This is a genomic window from Pseudomonas sp. NPDC089407 (genome assembly GCF_044900445.1).
Taxonomy (GTDB): Bacteria; Pseudomonadota; Gammaproteobacteria; order Pseudomonadales; family Pseudomonadaceae; genus Aquipseudomonas.
The window spans coordinates 1-15,107 of the sequence record NZ_JBJDNB010000016.1; the positions used below are offsets into that span (position 1 = coordinate 1).

General features: G+C 57.3%; 13 protein-coding genes. 2 read left to right on the forward strand and 11 right to left on the reverse strand.

Annotation, left to right across the window (positions count from 1 at the left end; genetic code table 11):
- Nucleotides 1-363 (reverse strand): alcohol dehydrogenase catalytic domain-containing protein (locus ACI2KG_RS14105; protein ID WP_404662314.1); only part of this gene is annotated, 363 nt, incomplete at its 3' end.
- A 182-nt stretch (nt 364-545) separates the two neighbouring features.
- Between ACI2KG_RS14105 and ACI2KG_RS14110 the strand changes: the two genes are divergently transcribed.
- Nucleotides 546-1,445 carry a LysR substrate-binding domain-containing protein gene (locus tag ACI2KG_RS14110; protein WP_404662315.1) on the forward strand — a complete coding sequence of 300 codons (900 nt, stop codon included), beginning with the start codon at nt 546-548 and terminating at the stop codon, nt 1,443-1,445.
- A 424-nt stretch (nt 1,446-1,869) separates the two neighbouring features.
- Here ACI2KG_RS14110 and ACI2KG_RS14115 read toward each other — a convergent pair whose 3' ends face one another.
- From ACI2KG_RS14115 to ACI2KG_RS14160, 10 genes are all read right to left on the reverse strand, one after another.
- Entirely contained in the window at nt 1,870-3,096 is a 1,227-nt protein-coding gene (locus ACI2KG_RS14115; RefSeq protein ID WP_404662316.1) for a maltoporin, read from the reverse strand.
- Nucleotides 3,097-3,342: 246 nt separating this feature from the next.
- The gene (locus ACI2KG_RS14120; protein ID WP_404662317.1) at nt 3,343-4,569 is read right to left on the reverse strand and encodes a sugar MFS transporter; all 1,227 of its coding nucleotides are present in this window, start codon (nt 4,567-4,569) and stop codon (nt 3,343-3,345) included.
- 32 nt (nt 4,570-4,601) lie between these two features.
- Nucleotides 4,602-5,924 (reverse strand): MFS transporter, encoded by a 1,323-nt coding sequence (locus ACI2KG_RS14125; protein ID WP_404662318.1) that lies wholly within the window; start codon nt 5,922-5,924, stop codon nt 4,602-4,604.
- A gap of 73 nt (nt 5,925-5,997) precedes the next feature.
- Nucleotides 5,998-7,170: a dihydrodipicolinate synthase family protein gene (locus tag ACI2KG_RS14130; protein WP_404662319.1), complete on the reverse strand. Its 1,173-nt coding sequence runs from the start codon at nt 7,168-7,170 to the stop codon at nt 5,998-6,000.
- Nucleotides 7,145-8,782, reverse strand: a complete 1,638-nt coding sequence (locus ACI2KG_RS14135; protein ID WP_404662320.1) for a GMC family oxidoreductase — start codon at nt 8,780-8,782, stop codon at nt 7,145-7,147. The genes ACI2KG_RS14130 and ACI2KG_RS14135 overlap by 26 nt, the downstream gene beginning before the upstream one ends.
- 8 nt (nt 8,783-8,790) lie before the next feature.
- On the reverse strand, nt 8,791-9,576 hold the full coding sequence (locus ACI2KG_RS14140; protein WP_404662321.1) for a 3-ketoacyl-ACP reductase: 786 nt from the start codon (nt 9,574-9,576) through the stop codon (nt 8,791-8,793).
- A gap of 56 nt (nt 9,577-9,632) precedes the next feature.
- On the reverse strand, nt 9,633-11,144 hold the full coding sequence (locus ACI2KG_RS14145; RefSeq protein WP_404662322.1) for an aldehyde dehydrogenase family protein: 1,512 nt from the start codon (nt 11,142-11,144) through the stop codon (nt 9,633-9,635).
- 1 nt (nt 11,145) lies between these two features.
- On the reverse strand, nt 11,146-11,928 hold the full coding sequence (locus ACI2KG_RS14150; RefSeq protein ID WP_404662323.1) for an enoyl-CoA hydratase/isomerase family protein: 783 nt from the start codon (nt 11,926-11,928) through the stop codon (nt 11,146-11,148).
- On the reverse strand, nt 11,925-13,511 hold the full coding sequence (locus tag ACI2KG_RS14155; protein ID WP_404662324.1) for an acyl CoA:acetate/3-ketoacid CoA transferase: 1,587 nt from the start codon (nt 13,509-13,511) through the stop codon (nt 11,925-11,927). The genes ACI2KG_RS14150 and ACI2KG_RS14155 overlap by 4 nt, the downstream gene beginning before the upstream one ends.
- 49 nt (nt 13,512-13,560) lie before the next feature.
- Nucleotides 13,561-13,842: a hypothetical protein gene (locus ACI2KG_RS14160; RefSeq protein WP_404662325.1), complete on the reverse strand. Its 282-nt coding sequence runs from the start codon at nt 13,840-13,842 to the stop codon at nt 13,561-13,563.
- Between the two features lie 164 nt (nt 13,843-14,006).
- On the opposite strand from ACI2KG_RS14160, the gene ACI2KG_RS14165 reads away from it, so the two are divergent.
- Entirely contained in the window at nt 14,007-15,044 is a 1,038-nt protein-coding gene (locus ACI2KG_RS14165; protein WP_404662326.1) for a LacI family DNA-binding transcriptional regulator, read from the forward strand.
- Nucleotides 15,045-15,107 lie beyond the last annotated feature (63 nt).

Genomic DNA, 15,107 nt, shown 5'->3' on the forward strand with positions numbered 1-15,107 from the left:
GATGATCATGTATTCCGCCAGACCACCAGGCAATGGCGAGCCAAAGCAGTAGTTAGGCTCATCTGGCCCAGGCATGCCGTCCAACCAACGTGAGTAGAGGTGTGAGTTGACCCGATCTCCGATAGCGAAGCGGCTGACACCATCACCAACTGCCACAACAGTACCCGCCGCATCGCTGACGGGGATCAGTGGCTTGGGCACCATGTGAGGTTCATAGATGCCATCAACGATGGCCTTGTCCCGGAAATTTAGTGATACAGCGCCTACTTTAACCAGCAGTTCACCAGCTTGGGGCACGGGGGTTTCCGTTTCGCCCTGTACCAGATTATCCAAGCCGAAATCCTTCAGAAGCCACGCTTTCATTTTCTGTCTCCAACAATTTTGAATGTGCAGGTGAGGAAAGCTCCTCCCTTAAGCTGAGGACATTGTTGAGGTTTCCCGGCCACAGATAAATGTGCAGAAACGAACAGGATTGTTATCCTGATCAGCAACAATCATCCAGTTAACAGCTTTCCGAGAAGAGACTTATGGAGCTCCTACAGTCGATGCAAGTATTCGCCAAGCTAGCGGAGTTGGGGAGCTTCACCAAAGTCGCTGAGGCAATACAGGCCGGACGCCCGCACGTCACACGCACCATTCAGGATTTGGAAGCCTCGCTGGGTGTCCGTCTGTTCCAGCGCACTACCCGTAAAGTAAAGCTGACGGCTGAGGGCGAGCGGTTTTACGAACGCGTCAAAGAGATTTTAGCAACCATCGCAGAAACCACTTCCATGTTCGACCGTAGTGGATCGACGCTGCGAGGTCGGCTTCGAATAGACATCCCCACTGCATTTTCCCAGCGCAGCTTCATGGAAAGCCTTAGGAGATTTACAGAGGCATTTCCCGAAATCGAGCTTGCGCTAGGCGTGACCGACCGTACGGTAGATCTCGTCGCCGAGGGCATCGACTGTGTAGTGCGAATTGGTGACCTCCCGGATTCAAGCATGGTGGCCAGAGAAATTGGCACCGCCACCATGGTGACCTGTGCGTCTCCAAGTTATCTACAAGCCTGCGAGGCACCCATAACCCTACAAGATCTAGCAGACCACCAATGTGTAAGCTTCCTTTCCGGTCAAAATAACAGACCGCTGCCTTGGCACTTCTCGGTAGACGGCGAAGATCGTCCACACACGCCTCATGGTGGAATCACTGTGAATGAGTCGAATGCCTACGTTCAATGCGGTGTTGCAGGTTTCGGCATTGTTCAAGCTCCTGGAATTGCCGTTGAGACATTCCTCGCAAGCGGAGAATTGGTTGAAGTGCTCAGGGCATTTCGTCCAAAGCCTCGCCTGGTATCCGTGCTTTATCCAAGCAGAACGCATCTTGCGCCTCAGGTCGACGCGTTTGTGGATTGGCTGAAGGAACATTTTCCTGTGCTACACCCCAGCTGGTTCACAGCGCACTAACCTTCGCTCATATGCTGACCCCGCACCAAAACGGGCTGGTGCAAGATGTGTTCGGCAGACGCTTACCGTTGAGCAACCCAACACAGGCGCCCACGGGGGGGGTCTTACTCTAGAGCTCCTTCACGGGCGCAGGCGAGATAGCTCAAGGAGCAGCCATGATCCAACCGCTCGTTCAGTGGCAAGCTAGGTAACCTACGTCCTTGTAATCCCATTTTCACTTGGAAAATATCTTCTGTGGAGTCTTGATAGTGGATCAAGACTCCACAAGCACCCTTAGGGCCGCTCGGTCAAAAACTGAAGGTGAACCTATTGAGACCGTTCACTTAGGACATGACGATAACGATGGCGGATCTCTAGCCAGACATGGAGCTTAGTACCCTTAATCTGGCCCTTTCAATTTTCCATGCCCCTGCACCTTCCATATCTACTTCCACCAGTATTCGATCTGGACACCGACGTTCGAGCCGTGCAAATCACTGCCGAAGGCCCCCGTGTTAGACAGAGCTGATCCTGGCGATGTCAGGTCTGCAGCATTTTGGGCTGCTTTGTTCCAGGTCGCGTAGGTGTAGTACAGACGAATTTCCGGACGATCCCAAAAGCCCGCCCCTTTTGGCGACCAGGTGGGAGCAACCGTGTACTTGGTGAGTTTCCGCGTCCCGCCTGGAGCTTCCACCTGATCGCGACCGATCTCGGTGACAAACTTGAACTGGTCGGTAAAAGCATAAATTGGGCGCACACCCACAGATAGCCAATTTTGATCCTGACCATCTGGTCGGGTGTCCTTCTGGTAGACCACCTGGAACTGGCCGCTGAAGGCACGGGTAACCTGCCAATCGAAGAACTCAACCAGACGCCAGCTCTGGTTGCTGTTGTCCAGGGTCGAGTCACCGGTGTAACCCAGTGCAGTACCAGGGCCCTTGCCGTACTGCACGGCAAACTTGTTCACCCCACCCAGGAAAGCTTCTTGCCGGTGCTGCACCACCGCAGACCAGCCCGCATGAGCTCCGTCGCGGCTCGGCTTATCCAGATAGCTCAAACCGAACTGTACTTCGCCGCCAGGGTTGGTGTTGATCCCACCCACGGTGAAGTCATGGCGGGTGACCATGTCCTGCTGAAAGACATTGTCCTTGCGAGAAAAGACGTAGCTGTACTTGAGCCCATTCCACTCGACCTGATCGAAGCCAAAGCCCGTGGCACTCTGGTTCCAGTAGTAGTAGTCGCTGATATGGATATCGTTACGGTTGTAGTAGCGACGCCCGGCCCAGAACGAGCCCCCGTTGAGCGCCGGCATCTTGCTCCACTCTGCATACAGCTGCGACATCCGGGTGAAACCGTAGTCCCCGTCAAATTTCAGTTCGTGTCCGTACTCGTTGTAGAACTGCGCCATCCCCTCGACGCTCACAACAGACCCATCATCGAGCTTTAGCAGATCTTGGCGAAGATCAAGCTCCAGGTACTGCTCACATTCGTTTCCGAGACGGTATTTCGAGCCCGCCCCTGGAAGTTGGAAGCATGACTGCTTGCCACCTTGGGAGGAGTTTCCTACCCCCGTCCTGAAATAGCCACTAAAGTTTGTCGCATAGGCTTCCACCGGCAGCAAACCAGCAGCAGTAAACGCACCCAGAACAACGCCGAGAATTTTGAACTTCATGCAGGACACCTTAAGTCTTGTTTTATTTATTGGAAAAGGCAGAGTTTTATGAAGAAGGTTAAGAGCTGCAGGCAAGTAGCATTCCTAAAGCGGTAGAAATAAATCAGGGTTTTAGAGTGGCAAAAAAGGCACCGCACTACTCAAGCCAAAAGCGTGTGAAAGACTTAAGCAATGACGGTGCAAATGACCACCTTTAGCCGGTGACTGATCAAGCGGAGAACCCCAAAGTCAATCAATCACCTGCGCTCATGCCTTGCGATGTTGTTTGATGCCGTATCCAGCTACGACCAAGAAACACGCTAGGGGAATAAGAAATGCAGTAGCAGTGCCGTAAGCATCAGCAATAGTGCCCATGCAGTACGGTGCGATAGCGCCGCCCACGAGCGTCATCACCAAGTAGGAGCCGGCCTTTTTGGTGTGCGCCCCCAGGTTCTTCACGCCCATCGCGAAAATGCTGGGGTACAGGATGGACATGAAAAAGAACACCGCGATCAGGGCGTAGACCGAAAGCTCTTCGATACCCGCGACAGCCACCGCACAAAGACCGGCGTTGATGAGCGCATATGCCACGAGCATGACCGTGGCAGGAACCAAGCTCATCAACAGCGTGCTGATGAATCGACCCACCATGAAACTCAGCATGGCAACCGACAACAAGTAGGAAGCCTTTTGAGTGGTCAGGCCACTCCAGTGCTCGATGGCGTAGTTAATGAAGAAAGCACCTACACCCACTTGGGCAGCCATGTAGAAGAACTGGGCTACCAGCGCCCCAGTGAAATTCGAGTGAGACCACAGGGAGCGCGCAACACTCGAGCGGGAATTCGACGTACCGACCGTCTGAATCTCCGGCAGAGGAACCGCCGCGAACACGGCCATCATGACAATCACAACCAGCCCCAGCGTGGCGTAGGTCAGCATCACCGGGTCAAGGGTCAGGCCGATCAGCGCTACAGGTGGCGCAAAGAAGAGCGAGCCACCGATCAATGGGCCGATAAACACACCGAGTCCATTGAACGATTGCGCAAAGTTGAGGCGCCGCTCAGCGGTTTCTGGCTTGCCGAGTACGGAAGCATAGAGGTTGGCGGCGGTCTCCAGGCAACCCAGCCCGCATGCCAGGATGAAGAGTGCTCCCAAGAAGGCCACAAAGGTGCCGGCGCTAGTGGCTGGAATGAAGAGCAGCGCCCCCAACGCGAAGAGCGCGAGACCTACCAAGATTCCGGCTTTGTAGCCACAGCGATCCATAAAGGCACCAATAGGCAGAGCAACGACGAAGTACGCCCCGAAATATGCTGCCTGCAGAAAGCCCGACTGCGCCTTGCTTACATTCAAAGTGTCTTGGAAGTGCTTATTCAGCACATCTAGTAATCCATGAGAAAAACCCCACATGAAAAACAGGCTGGTTACCAAGATGAAAGCTAATTTCGCCGCAGACGTAGCAGTCGCCCGCACGGGCATGTCGAGTTGAACGTTCATATACGCCTCGTTTTTATTAGAACTATCAAAGGTCAAATACTTATTTCGGATCCACGCGTCTCAGACGCAAAGAATGTCGCCACGAATGAGATCCCCGCCAAAAGAACAACGTAAGCCGCAACTGGCCAATAATGATTCCCTGACCAACTCAGTAGTGCTGCAGCAATAAATGGGGCGATACCGCCAGACACGAGCGCTGCAAATTCTTTGCTCACCGCGATCCCGGTGTACCGATAGCGGGCATCAAACAGTTCAGGGAAGTAGGCAGCCTGCACCGAGTACATGCCAAAAGCGCCCAGGCTGATAGCCACAACCATGCCCAGCACGATCAAGGTTGAGTCCATGGTGTTGAAAAGCCAGAAGGCAGGGAATGCCCAGAGAGCTGCGATCAGCGACGTCACCCGATACATGACGCGGCGACCCAGTCGGTCGGACAGGTAGCCTATGAGTGGGATGGTAAAAACCGAGATACCTGCAGCCACGATCAGGCCCAACGTGCCGATCGACTTGTCGACCAAAAGCACCTTGGCCAAGTAGCTCAAGGCAAAAACCTGATAGAGGTACGAGGTTCCGTTTTCGCCAATTCGCAGGCAGCAGGCCACCACCAAGTTTTTGCGTGAGTAGCGCAGGAGATCCTTCACCGGCTGCTTGCTGGCGAGTTTCTTCCGTTTCATTTCTTCGAAGACCGGGCTTTCCTTCACCCGCAGCCGAATGATGATGCCGACTGCAATCACCACGATGCTGAAGAGGAACGGAATGCGCCAGCCCCAGGCCATGAAGTCGTCATGAGGCATTTGCTGCACGAGCGAGAACATGCCCGCAGCCAGCAGGATGCCAATGATGATGCCGGCAAAAGGCAAGGACGCGTAGAAGCCGCGGGTCTCTTTCGGCGCGAACTCGGCCACGATCAGAGAGGCGCCAGCTTGCTCAGCCCCTGAGCCAAAACCTTGCATTAAACGCAATACCACCAATAAGCCTGTTGCCCACGCACCGATCTGCCCATAGGTAGGCAGGAGCCCGATCAGCAGCGTCGAAACCCCCATCAGCAATACGGTAGAAACCAGTACGAACTTGCGGCCTTTACGGTCACCCACGCGACCGAAGAACAGACCGCCGAATGGCCTCGCAACAAACCCCACCGCATAGGTGGCGAAGATAGCCAGCAGCGCCGTGACCTTGTCCAGTCCGGGGAAAAACAGCTCTGAAAAAATCAGCGCCGAAGCGGTGCCGTAAATCGAGAAGTCGTACCACTCCATGGCGCTCCCGGCGATGCTCGCGACAATCACCCGGTGCAGATCCTTCTTATCCACTGCTTGGGAAGCATTTTCAGACACAGTTTCAGTGGCAGTATTCATGGGGTATCCCTTCTTGTTCTTCACGCAGAACAGGGTTCGCGTTCACGAACCCTGTACCGTTGCGCAGCAGCGATTAGCCGGTGATGCCGCCGTATACCGAAGCGAGACCTTTCATACGCTCTACCGCCAACTCAGGCTGAATCAACACGCCGGCTTGGTCGGCCAGACGGAAGACTTCGCTGTAGTGGGAAAGCGAACGAGCCGACTGCATCCCGCCAAGCATGGTGAAGTGATCTTGGTGGCCGTTCAGCCACGCCAACAGCACAACGCCTGCTTTGTAGTAGCGAGTCGGAGCCTTGAAGATTTCACGAGACAGCGCCACGGTGGGATTCATCAGCGCGTGATAGCGCGCCAGATCACCATCGGTCAGTGCAGCCAGTGCATGAGCTGCAACCGGTGCGATTGGATCGAAGATCCCCAGGAGGGCGTGCGAGTGGTGAGTGGCATCACCTGCGATCAGTTCACCGAAGTTAAAATCATCACCGGTGTAGAGCTTGACGCCCTCCGGCAGACGACGGCGAAGCTCGATTTCCCACTCAGCTTCCAGCAGCGAGATCTTGATACCGTCGACCTTGTCCACGTTCGACTCGATGATCGAAAGCACGGTGTTCATCGCGGTCGGCACATCAGTGCTGCCCCAGTACCCGTGCAGGTTGGAGTCGAAAGCTTCGCCCAGCCAGTGCAGAACGACTTTCTGACGTGCCTCGCCGAGCAGAGTCGAGTAGACCTTCTCGTAGTCCTCGCCGCCCTTGGCCACAGCGCACAGGGCACGGCTAGCCATCAGGATCGCGCTGCCGCCAACGCTGTCGACCACTTCGAACTGCTCGCGGTACGCGGCCAGTACGTCGTCCAGGGTGGTAGACGGGGTAACGACCAATTGGTCAGTCCCCACGCCACAGCTCAGGTCTGCACCTTCGATCTGGCGAGCATGAGTAACGCTTCGACGGATCAGTTCTGCGGACTCTTTCCAACCCAGGCCCATACCACGCTGGGCAGTGTCCATGGCTTCAGCGATTTTGAAGCCCAGGCTCCACAGATACTCACGGAAGCCCAAGGTCTTGTCCCAGTCGATGGCAACGGTCTCGTCCCATGGATTGGCAGGACGAGCAGGATCGATCACGACGTGAGCGGCAGCGTAAGCGATGCGGCTCAGGGGACGCTTTTCGAACTTGGCGAACGGCGCGTCTGCATTTTGAAGGTCGTAGCGCTCAATGCGGCCATCAAGCGTGGGCAACAGAATATTCACGGGACTTCTCCTCAGTCTGGGGGGCTTTGCCAAGAATGAGATCAGCCGCTTTCTCGGCGATCATGATGGTCGGCGCATTGGTGTTGCTGCTGTTCACTCGTGGCATGATCGAGGCATCCACGACACGCAGTCCCTCAAGTCCGTGGACTTTCAGGTCGGTGGATACCACGGCATCGTCACCCTGACCCATACGGCAGGTGCCCGCTGGGTGATGGTCGGTCTTCGCGTTAGCGCAGGCGTATTCGAAGAGCTCCTCGTCGGAGATCTTTTCAGGGCCAGGCAGCTTCTCGGAGAGCACATACCGCTGCAGTGCTGGCTGCGCCAGGATCTGACGTGCCAAACGCAGGCCACGCAGGGACATCTCCCGGTCATACGGATCTGCGAAGTAGTTCGGGTCGATGAGCGGAGCATCAGCCGGGTTCGCACTGGCCAAGCGCACGGTTCCTCGGGAGCGAGGCCGTAGGAACGCCGAGTTCAAGGTCACCCCTGGGTTGGTCATGTGCGCCACACCCGCCTCGATGCCCGAACCCAGACCCAGGTGGAACTGGATATCCGGGGAGCGTGCGGAAGGATCGGCGTACCAGAACCCACCGGTTTCAAACAGGCTGGAGGCCACTGGGCCCTTCTTCAGCAGCAGGTATTGCAGCCCCGCCCAGGCGGCCATGTGCAATTTGCCGTATGGGTCGTAGGTGTGGTTCCCGGTGCATTCGGCGATGGCGAACAGATCCAGGTGATCCTGCAGGTTGCTACCAACGCCTTCCAGCGTATGCTCGATCTTCACACCAACTTCACGAAGGTGATCTTCCGGGCCGATACCAGACTGCATCAGTACCTTGGGCGAGCCGATAGCGCCGCTGCTCAGAATGACCTCGCGGGTAGCCTCGTACAGCGCTGGATCATCGGAGCCTTGCTGTACAACCTCAACGCCAACTGCACGCTTTCCGTTGAGCACGATACGGCGAGTGAACGCTCCCAGCATGACCGTAAGGTTCGAGCGATTCATCGCAGGGCGCAGATACGCCACGGAAGTTGACGAGCGCTTGGCGTTCAGTTGGGTCAGTTGGTAATACCCCAAACCATCTTGTTCAGCCCCGTTGAAATCAGGGTTGAACGGGATGCCCATCTCTTGTCCTGCCTGGAAGAACGCTTCGCAGATTGGCAGCGGGCTGATCGGATTCGAAACGCCAAGCGGGCCTTGGTAGCCGTGGTATTGGTTGGCAAACCGTTGGTTGTTCTCAGCCTTCTTGAAGTAAGGGAGAACGTCCTCGTATGCCCAGCCCTCAGCACCGCACTCATTGGCCCACTCGTCATAGTCCGCAGCAGCACCACGGGTGTAGATCTGAGCGTTGACGGAGGAGCCTCCGCCAATGACCTTGGCCTGGGTGAAGTTCAGCACGCGGTTTTTCAGATGCTTCTGGGGAACGGTCGACCAGCCCCACGAACCACGGCCTTTCGTCATCTTGGCAAAGCCGGCTGGCATGGCGAAGAACGGGTGGCTGTCTGCGCCGCCCGCCTCCAACAAAAGAACCTTGTTGCCCGGGTTTTCACTGAGCCGGTTAGCCAACACGCATCCTGCGGAGCCGCCACCGACAATGATGTAGTCGAATTTCATGACCGTGCTCACAGACGAGGGATGGCGAGACCGCCATCCGCGTGAATGACAGAACCCGTGGCGAACCCAAACTGCCCCGATGCCAGGGAACTGACGATGGAGGCGATGTCATTGGTTTCACCCCAGCGGCCCATCGGTACCAGACCATCCTTGAAGCGTTGCTCGTACTTCTGTGCGACACCTGCAGTCATGTCAGTACGAATCACGCCCGGGCGCACTTCGAACACGCCGATGCTTTCGCTTGCCAGACGCAGAGCGAAAAGCTTGGTGGACATGCCCAGTGCCGCTTTCGACATGCAGTATTCACCGCGCTCAGGGGATGCCAGCTCCACGCTTATGCTCGAAACATTCACGATGCTGCGAGGATGGGGAGATGAGTTGTCGATCATCTGCTTGGCGACCGCCTGGGTGAGGAAGAAAGTCCCACGCAGGTTGGTCTCGAGCACCAGGTCGAAAGCCTCCGGCTTCATGACCAGCAGATCGCCGCGGGACGGCGAGCCGATACCCGCGTTGTTGACCAGGCAGTCGATGCTGCCGCCCCATTCCTGGATCTGCTCCAGAAGATCGGTGTGCGCTTCGAGGCTCTGCAATTCGCTTGCTACTGCCAAGCCACGTCCACCGAGCGCTTCAACTTCAGCGCACAGCTCACGGGCCACTTCGTCTTCGTTACGGCAGGTGAACGCTACATCAAACCCGTCTTGAGCCAGGCGTAGGACAATCGCGGCACCAATGCCGCGACGTCCTCCAGTTACCAGCGCAATGGGCCGTTCTTTGCTTTTGTAGTTATTCGTCATGGCTGCATTACCCAGCTATTGGAACGTTCCAATTTTTAATCAAATGCTGCTAGCCGTTACTTCGGCAGCCACCAGTTTTGACGCTCACCGATATGAAGCTGGATGGTCTTCTGCTCGGTGTAATCTTCGACTGCGTGCAGGCCGAGCTCACGACCCAGGCCGGAATCACGGAAGCCACCGAACGGCAGTTCTGGGAAACCATCCAGGAAGGTGTTCACCCAGACGGTGCCGGCGTCGATACGACGAGCAGCCTTCAGGCAAGTGTCGATGTCCTTGCTCCACACAGCAGCCGACAGGCCGTAGCAGGTGTCGTTGGCCAGATCGATGGCTTCATCAACGGTCTCGAAGGTCAGCACTGCCAGCACTGGGCCGAAGACTTCATCGCGAGCGATGGCCATCTCTGGAGTAACGTCGGTGACGATGGTCGGCTGCAGATACAGGCCACGGTCGGTCTCATGACGACCGCCGCCCAGTGCGATGGTCGCCCCAGCATTGAAGGCGCTGTCGATTGCTGCCTGGATATCGCCCAGCTGGGTCTCGCTGATGATCGAGCCAACTTTGACTTCCGGGTGGAGAGGATCACCCACCGGTACCTGACGTGCGCGCTCGATAACTGCTTCGGTGAAGCGAGCAGCGATGTCCTTGTGAACCAGGATACGGCTGCCGCTGTTGCAGCATTCGCCGGCGTTGAAGTACACGCCGAAGACAACGGCATCGACCGCAGCTTCCCAATCGCAGTCAGGGAAGATGATCTGCGGGTTTTTGCCGCCCAGTTCCAGAGAGACTTTCTTCAGTGCTGCGCCCGCTTCGGAAGCGATCATGCGACCAACTTTGGTGGAGCCAGTGAAGGACACCATGTCGACTTTCGGGTGGGCGACCAGCGGACGGCCAACAACAGAACCTGGGCCGGTCACGATGTTGACGACGCCTTTTGGCAGACCTGCATCAACCAGGATCTCACCGAGAATTACGGTGGTACCGGTGGTCAGCTCGCTTGGCTTGATGACCGCGGTGCAGCCGGCAGCCAGAGCGAACGGAAGCTTCTGGCTCAGGATCCAGATCGGGAAGTTCCATGGGGTGATCATGGATACGACACCTACAGGCTGACGCAGAACCACGCCCAGGTGAGCATCGCCCAGGGTGTTGTAGCTTTCACCATGCAGGGTGCGAGCGAGCGAAGCAGCGTAGCGCCACAGGTCGATACAGCCGCTCACTTCACCACGTGCTTGAGTCAGTGGTTTACCGGTTTCCAGGCACTCGATCAGCGACATCTCTTCAACGCGGGCAGCAATACCATCTGCGACTTTCAGCAGGAAGTCAGCACGCTCACGGCCAGACAGATTCGACCAGGTGCCGGCGTCGAAAGCAGCGCGAGCGGCTTCTACTGCGCGCTCTGCATCACCTTGTGCAGCTTCTGGATAAACACCGACCAGAACATCGTGAGCCGGGCTGCGGCGCTCACGTTTGGTACCACTCGCTGCTTCGCACAGAACACCGTCAATGAGCATCTTGCCGTGGTACGGCTTACCGATGATTTCTGCTGCGTTGTCTACGGTCAAAAACTTCATATCAGACTCCGTTGTAATTCGCTGGACGACGCTCAGAGAAGCTTGCCAAGCCTTCTTTGGCATCGAGAGTGGTGGCGGCCAGAGCACCGGCCATGCCTTCGAGTACGGCGGCTACATTGATACCGGTGCCGGCGTCGATGAGTTGTTTCGTGAGCTGCACCGAGATCGGCGCCTGCTTACTGATCTGCTTTGCGATGTCCAAGGCATGCGCCAGTGCACCGCCTACCTCGCTGATGTCCTGAACCAGGCCTACACGTTGCGCCTCGAGTGCGTCGATCCGGCGACCAGTCAGAGCCATGAGCTTGACCTGGCTTGGGCCGATCAACTTGACCAGACGCTGAGTACCCGACCAGCCTGGGCAGGTGGCGATGCCGGCCTCTGGAAGAGCGAAAGTAGCTGCCGGCTCCGAGACACGAATGTCCGCTGCTGCCAGGAGCTCAAGGCCACCACCAAAGGCATGGCCATTGATCGCAGCGATCACGGGAAGGCGGAGATTGGCCCATGCGTCGAACACGCGGTGCCCGTCACGCACCCACTGACGCCACATGTCGAGAGGCTGCAGTCCCGACCAAACCCGTATGTCGGCGCCGACACAGAACGCCCGGTCACCGCTGGCAGTCAGAACGACTGCACGCAGGTCGGTACGCTTATCCAGATCGCTGACAACGTTGCCCAGCTCAGTGATCATTTCAGGAGTCAGTGCATTCAGCTTGGCTGGACGCTCAAGCGTGACGATGGCTACGTGATCCTGGATCTCAAGGGAGACGATGCCTTCAGCACTCATGCTTGGCGCTCCTTCAGTTGCAGACCCATCAGGGCGTCTGTGAACAGGGCTGGGTTCATGACGCCGACGTGGTCGGCGACCAGCAGCGGGAACTCGGCTTGTGCGAGTACATCTTTTTCCAGGTCGATGCCCGGAGCGACCTCAGTAACCATCAGGCCCTGAGCGGTCAGCTTCATCACGCAGCGTTCAGTCACGTAGGTCACGTCCTGCCCACGTTCGAAGGCCATACGACCACTGAAGGTGACGTGATCCACCGCCTCGACCAGCTTGCGCGATTTGCCTGGCTGAACAATTTGCAGTTCGCCATTGCCCACTTCGAGCTTGGCGCCCGCAGTGAAGAAGCCGGAGAACACGATCCGTTTAGCGTGTGTGGTGATGTCGACGAAGCCACCGCAACCTGCGGTGAGGTACGGTTTGCCTGGCAGCTTCGAGACGTTCACGTTGCCGTGACGGTCGATCTGCAGGAACGACAGCAGCGTCATGTCGAAGCCGCCGCCCTGGAAGTAGGTGAACTGAGCCGAGGACGGCATGATGGCGTCTGCGTTGGCAGCGCAACCGAAAGCGAAGCCCAACAGAGGCATCCCGCCAACAGCGCCCTGCTCGATGACCCAGGTAGCAGCACCGTTGTGGCCTTCTTCCAGCAGAATCCGCGGTACGTTCGCGGAGATGCCAAAGCCGAGGTTCACGGCCATGCCCTTCTCCACCTGCATGGCTGCACGGCGAGCGATCACTTTTTCGGCGCCCCAGGCAGCGAAGTCGAACGAGGAGTCCGGCTGCTGGATCTCACCGCTGATTGCCGGGTCGTAAATGACCTGCGTGGTCTGCATCTGATCCGGCGCCACAACGATGTGGTCGACCAGGTTGCAAGGAACGTGTACGTCGTGAGGCTTCAACGAGCCAGCGCGGACAACTCGCTTAACTTGGGCGATCACGATACCGCCGTTGTTTCGTACGGCCAGTGCCTGATCCAGAGCACCCAGAAGGCCTCCTTCATGCTCGTAGGAGAGGTTGCCTCGCTCATCCGCAGTGGTTGCGCGAATGATGGCGACCTTCGGAACGATGGTTGGGAAGAACAGCCACTCTTCGCCAGCGAAGTTCACCTTCTGGACGATGGGGTTCTCAGCTCCCAGGGCGTTCATCGCGCAGCCTTCACGAGCTGGGTCGGCGAAGGTATCCAGGCCTACCTTGGTCAGCACGCCAGGACGCTTGGCAGCGGCATCTTTGTGAAGGTCGAACAGGATGCCACTCGGCACGTTGTAAGCGGCGATCTCGTTGTCGGTGATCATCCGCCAGATCTCTGGCATTGGCAGCGACGACGGCCCACTCGGGTAGGAGCCAGCCATCACTTTGCTGATCAGCCCGGGCTGTGCCAGGTGCTCGATACCCTTAATGCCGTACATGTCACCCGCGGCGATGGGGTGAATCATCGTCAGGCCTGCAGGATGAGCATTGTCACGATAACGCTGCCCCAGAGCTGCCAGTACGGAATCTGGGCAACCGAGGCCGCTGGAAGAACTGACGGTAACGGTATCGCCGTCGTTGATCAGGGTTGCGGCTTGATCCGCAGTGATGAGCTTTTTCATAAATCCTTACGCCGTGTTGGGTTCGAATTGCAGCTCCCGAGACTGTGATTCAGTAGCGGGGGCTGACGCTTGCGGGATTAGCCAGGAATGCCAAGCCCAAGGCGCCCGCGAAGGGGTCGGCCAACTCGAGACTCTGGGCGGCGAGATCAGGCTGAGAAGATCCCTCAGGGATCGAGGATGGGAACGCGACGGTCGCGTCGAAACGCGAACGGAGCATGGCAAGCAGGGAGTGGAAAAACTTCATGACACGCACCAGTTTTTTGTTATTGGATCGTTCCATTTCGTTTTTGGAACGTTCCAAAAATGTAAAACGTGTGATTTCTCGTGTCAACACACTTCGTCGACAGCGCTCAGATCAAGTGGGAATCACTGGCGTGCGCATCCAAACGGATCTGCAGAGTGAATAGGGTCAGACCTTCAGCGCTTCCGACTGGCGGAACGGTCAGAAAACTTGGTACTTTTGGAACGTTCCTAGCCAATTACCGGGATTTCACGTTGAGCAGCTCATCCAGCGACGACAAGGTCACCATCACCGATATCGCCAAAGCCAGTGGAGTATCGAAATCCACGGTTTCGCTGGTACTGAACAACAGCCCCCTGGTACGCCCCGCCACCGCCGAGAAGGTGCGAGCGACGGCTCAACAGCTTGGTTACGTCTACAACCGCAGTGCCGCAAACCTCAGGCAAGGCGTGACCAACGTCATCGGGATGGTGGTCAATGACCTGAGCAACTCCTTCTTCGTGGAGCTTCTCGTAGGCGCCGAGCGCAAGATGCTTGAGTCGAACTACATCACCCTCCTCGCCCACACTGCCGAAGACCAGGAGGTTCAGCGCCAGGTACTCGCCTCGATGCGGGAGCAGAAAGCCGCAGGCATCATCATCTGCCCCACCTTCGGCACCTCTCCCGAGCTGGTCGCTTCGCTGCGCCAGTGGGGCCTTCCGTTCGTAACAGTCATGCGTGCGTTCGAAGGCCAAGAGACCGACTTCGTCGGGGCAGACAACTACGTCGGTATCCAACTCGCCACCCAACACCTGATCGACCTTGGGCACCGGGACATCGCCTTCATCGGACGCAACAGCACCTACGCGGTGAGCATGGAGCGCTTGCGCGGCTACATCGAATGCCTAGAGAAAAACGGGATCACGCCAAATTCCGACTGGATGATCGAAACGGCCATCAGCCTGGCAGGTGGCAAGGACGGCATGAGCAGGCTGCTCGACATGGAGCGCCGCCCGACCGGGGTCGTCTGCTACAACGACCTGATCGCCACTGGCGCACTCAGTGAGCTAGGGAACCGCGGACTCAAGGCCGGTGAGGACATCGCCTTGATCGGCAGCGATGGGGTGGCCAGCTCAGCGTACTGCAACCCTCCACTCACCACTGTGGCACTCGAGCCCGAACGGCTTGGGGAGGTCGCAAGCGAAATGCTCATGAAGCGCCTAAAGAATCCTGACGCTCCGGCGATGAAGTATTTGCTCAGGCCAAGATTGATCGTGCGGGACAGCTGCGGGGCCCGCAGAAATAATATCTAATTAATATCGCGCAGGGGCAGAGCGCGCCCGGTTGGCAGAGCCACCTGCAGAGTAACCTCGCTA

What these genes read in the sequence shown, in the direction of transcription:
- ACI2KG_RS14155 (WP_404662324.1), bottom strand. Translation starts at nt 13,511, where the DNA reads ATGAAAAAGCTCATCACTGCGGATCAAGCCGCAACCCTGATCAACGAC.
- ACI2KG_RS14110 (WP_404662315.1), top strand. Translation starts at nt 546, where the DNA reads ATGCAAGTATTCGCCAAGCTAGCGGAGTTGGGGAGCTTCACCAAAGTC.
- ACI2KG_RS14145 (WP_404662322.1), bottom strand. Translation starts at nt 11,144, where the DNA reads ATGAAGTTTTTGACCGTAGACAACGCAGCAGAAATCATCGGTAAGCCG.
- ACI2KG_RS14135 (WP_404662320.1), bottom strand. Translation starts at nt 8,782, where the DNA reads ATGAAATTCGACTACATCATTGTCGGTGGCGGCTCCGCAGGATGCGTG.
- ACI2KG_RS14150 (WP_404662323.1), bottom strand. Translation starts at nt 11,928, where the DNA reads ATGAGTGCTGAAGGCATCGTCTCCCTTGAGATCCAGGATCACGTAGCC.
- ACI2KG_RS14125 (WP_404662318.1), bottom strand. Translation starts at nt 5,924, where the DNA reads ATGAATACTGCCACTGAAACTGTGTCTGAAAATGCTTCCCAAGCAGTG.
- ACI2KG_RS14120 (WP_404662317.1), bottom strand. Translation starts at nt 4,569, where the DNA reads ATGAACGTTCAACTCGACATGCCCGTGCGGGCGACTGCTACGTCTGCG.
- ACI2KG_RS14140 (WP_404662321.1), bottom strand. Translation starts at nt 9,576, where the DNA reads ATGACGAATAACTACAAAAGCAAAGAACGGCCCATTGCGCTGGTAACT.
- ACI2KG_RS14115 (WP_404662316.1), bottom strand. Translation starts at nt 3,096, where the DNA reads ATGAAGTTCAAAATTCTCGGCGTTGTTCTGGGTGCGTTTACTGCTGCT.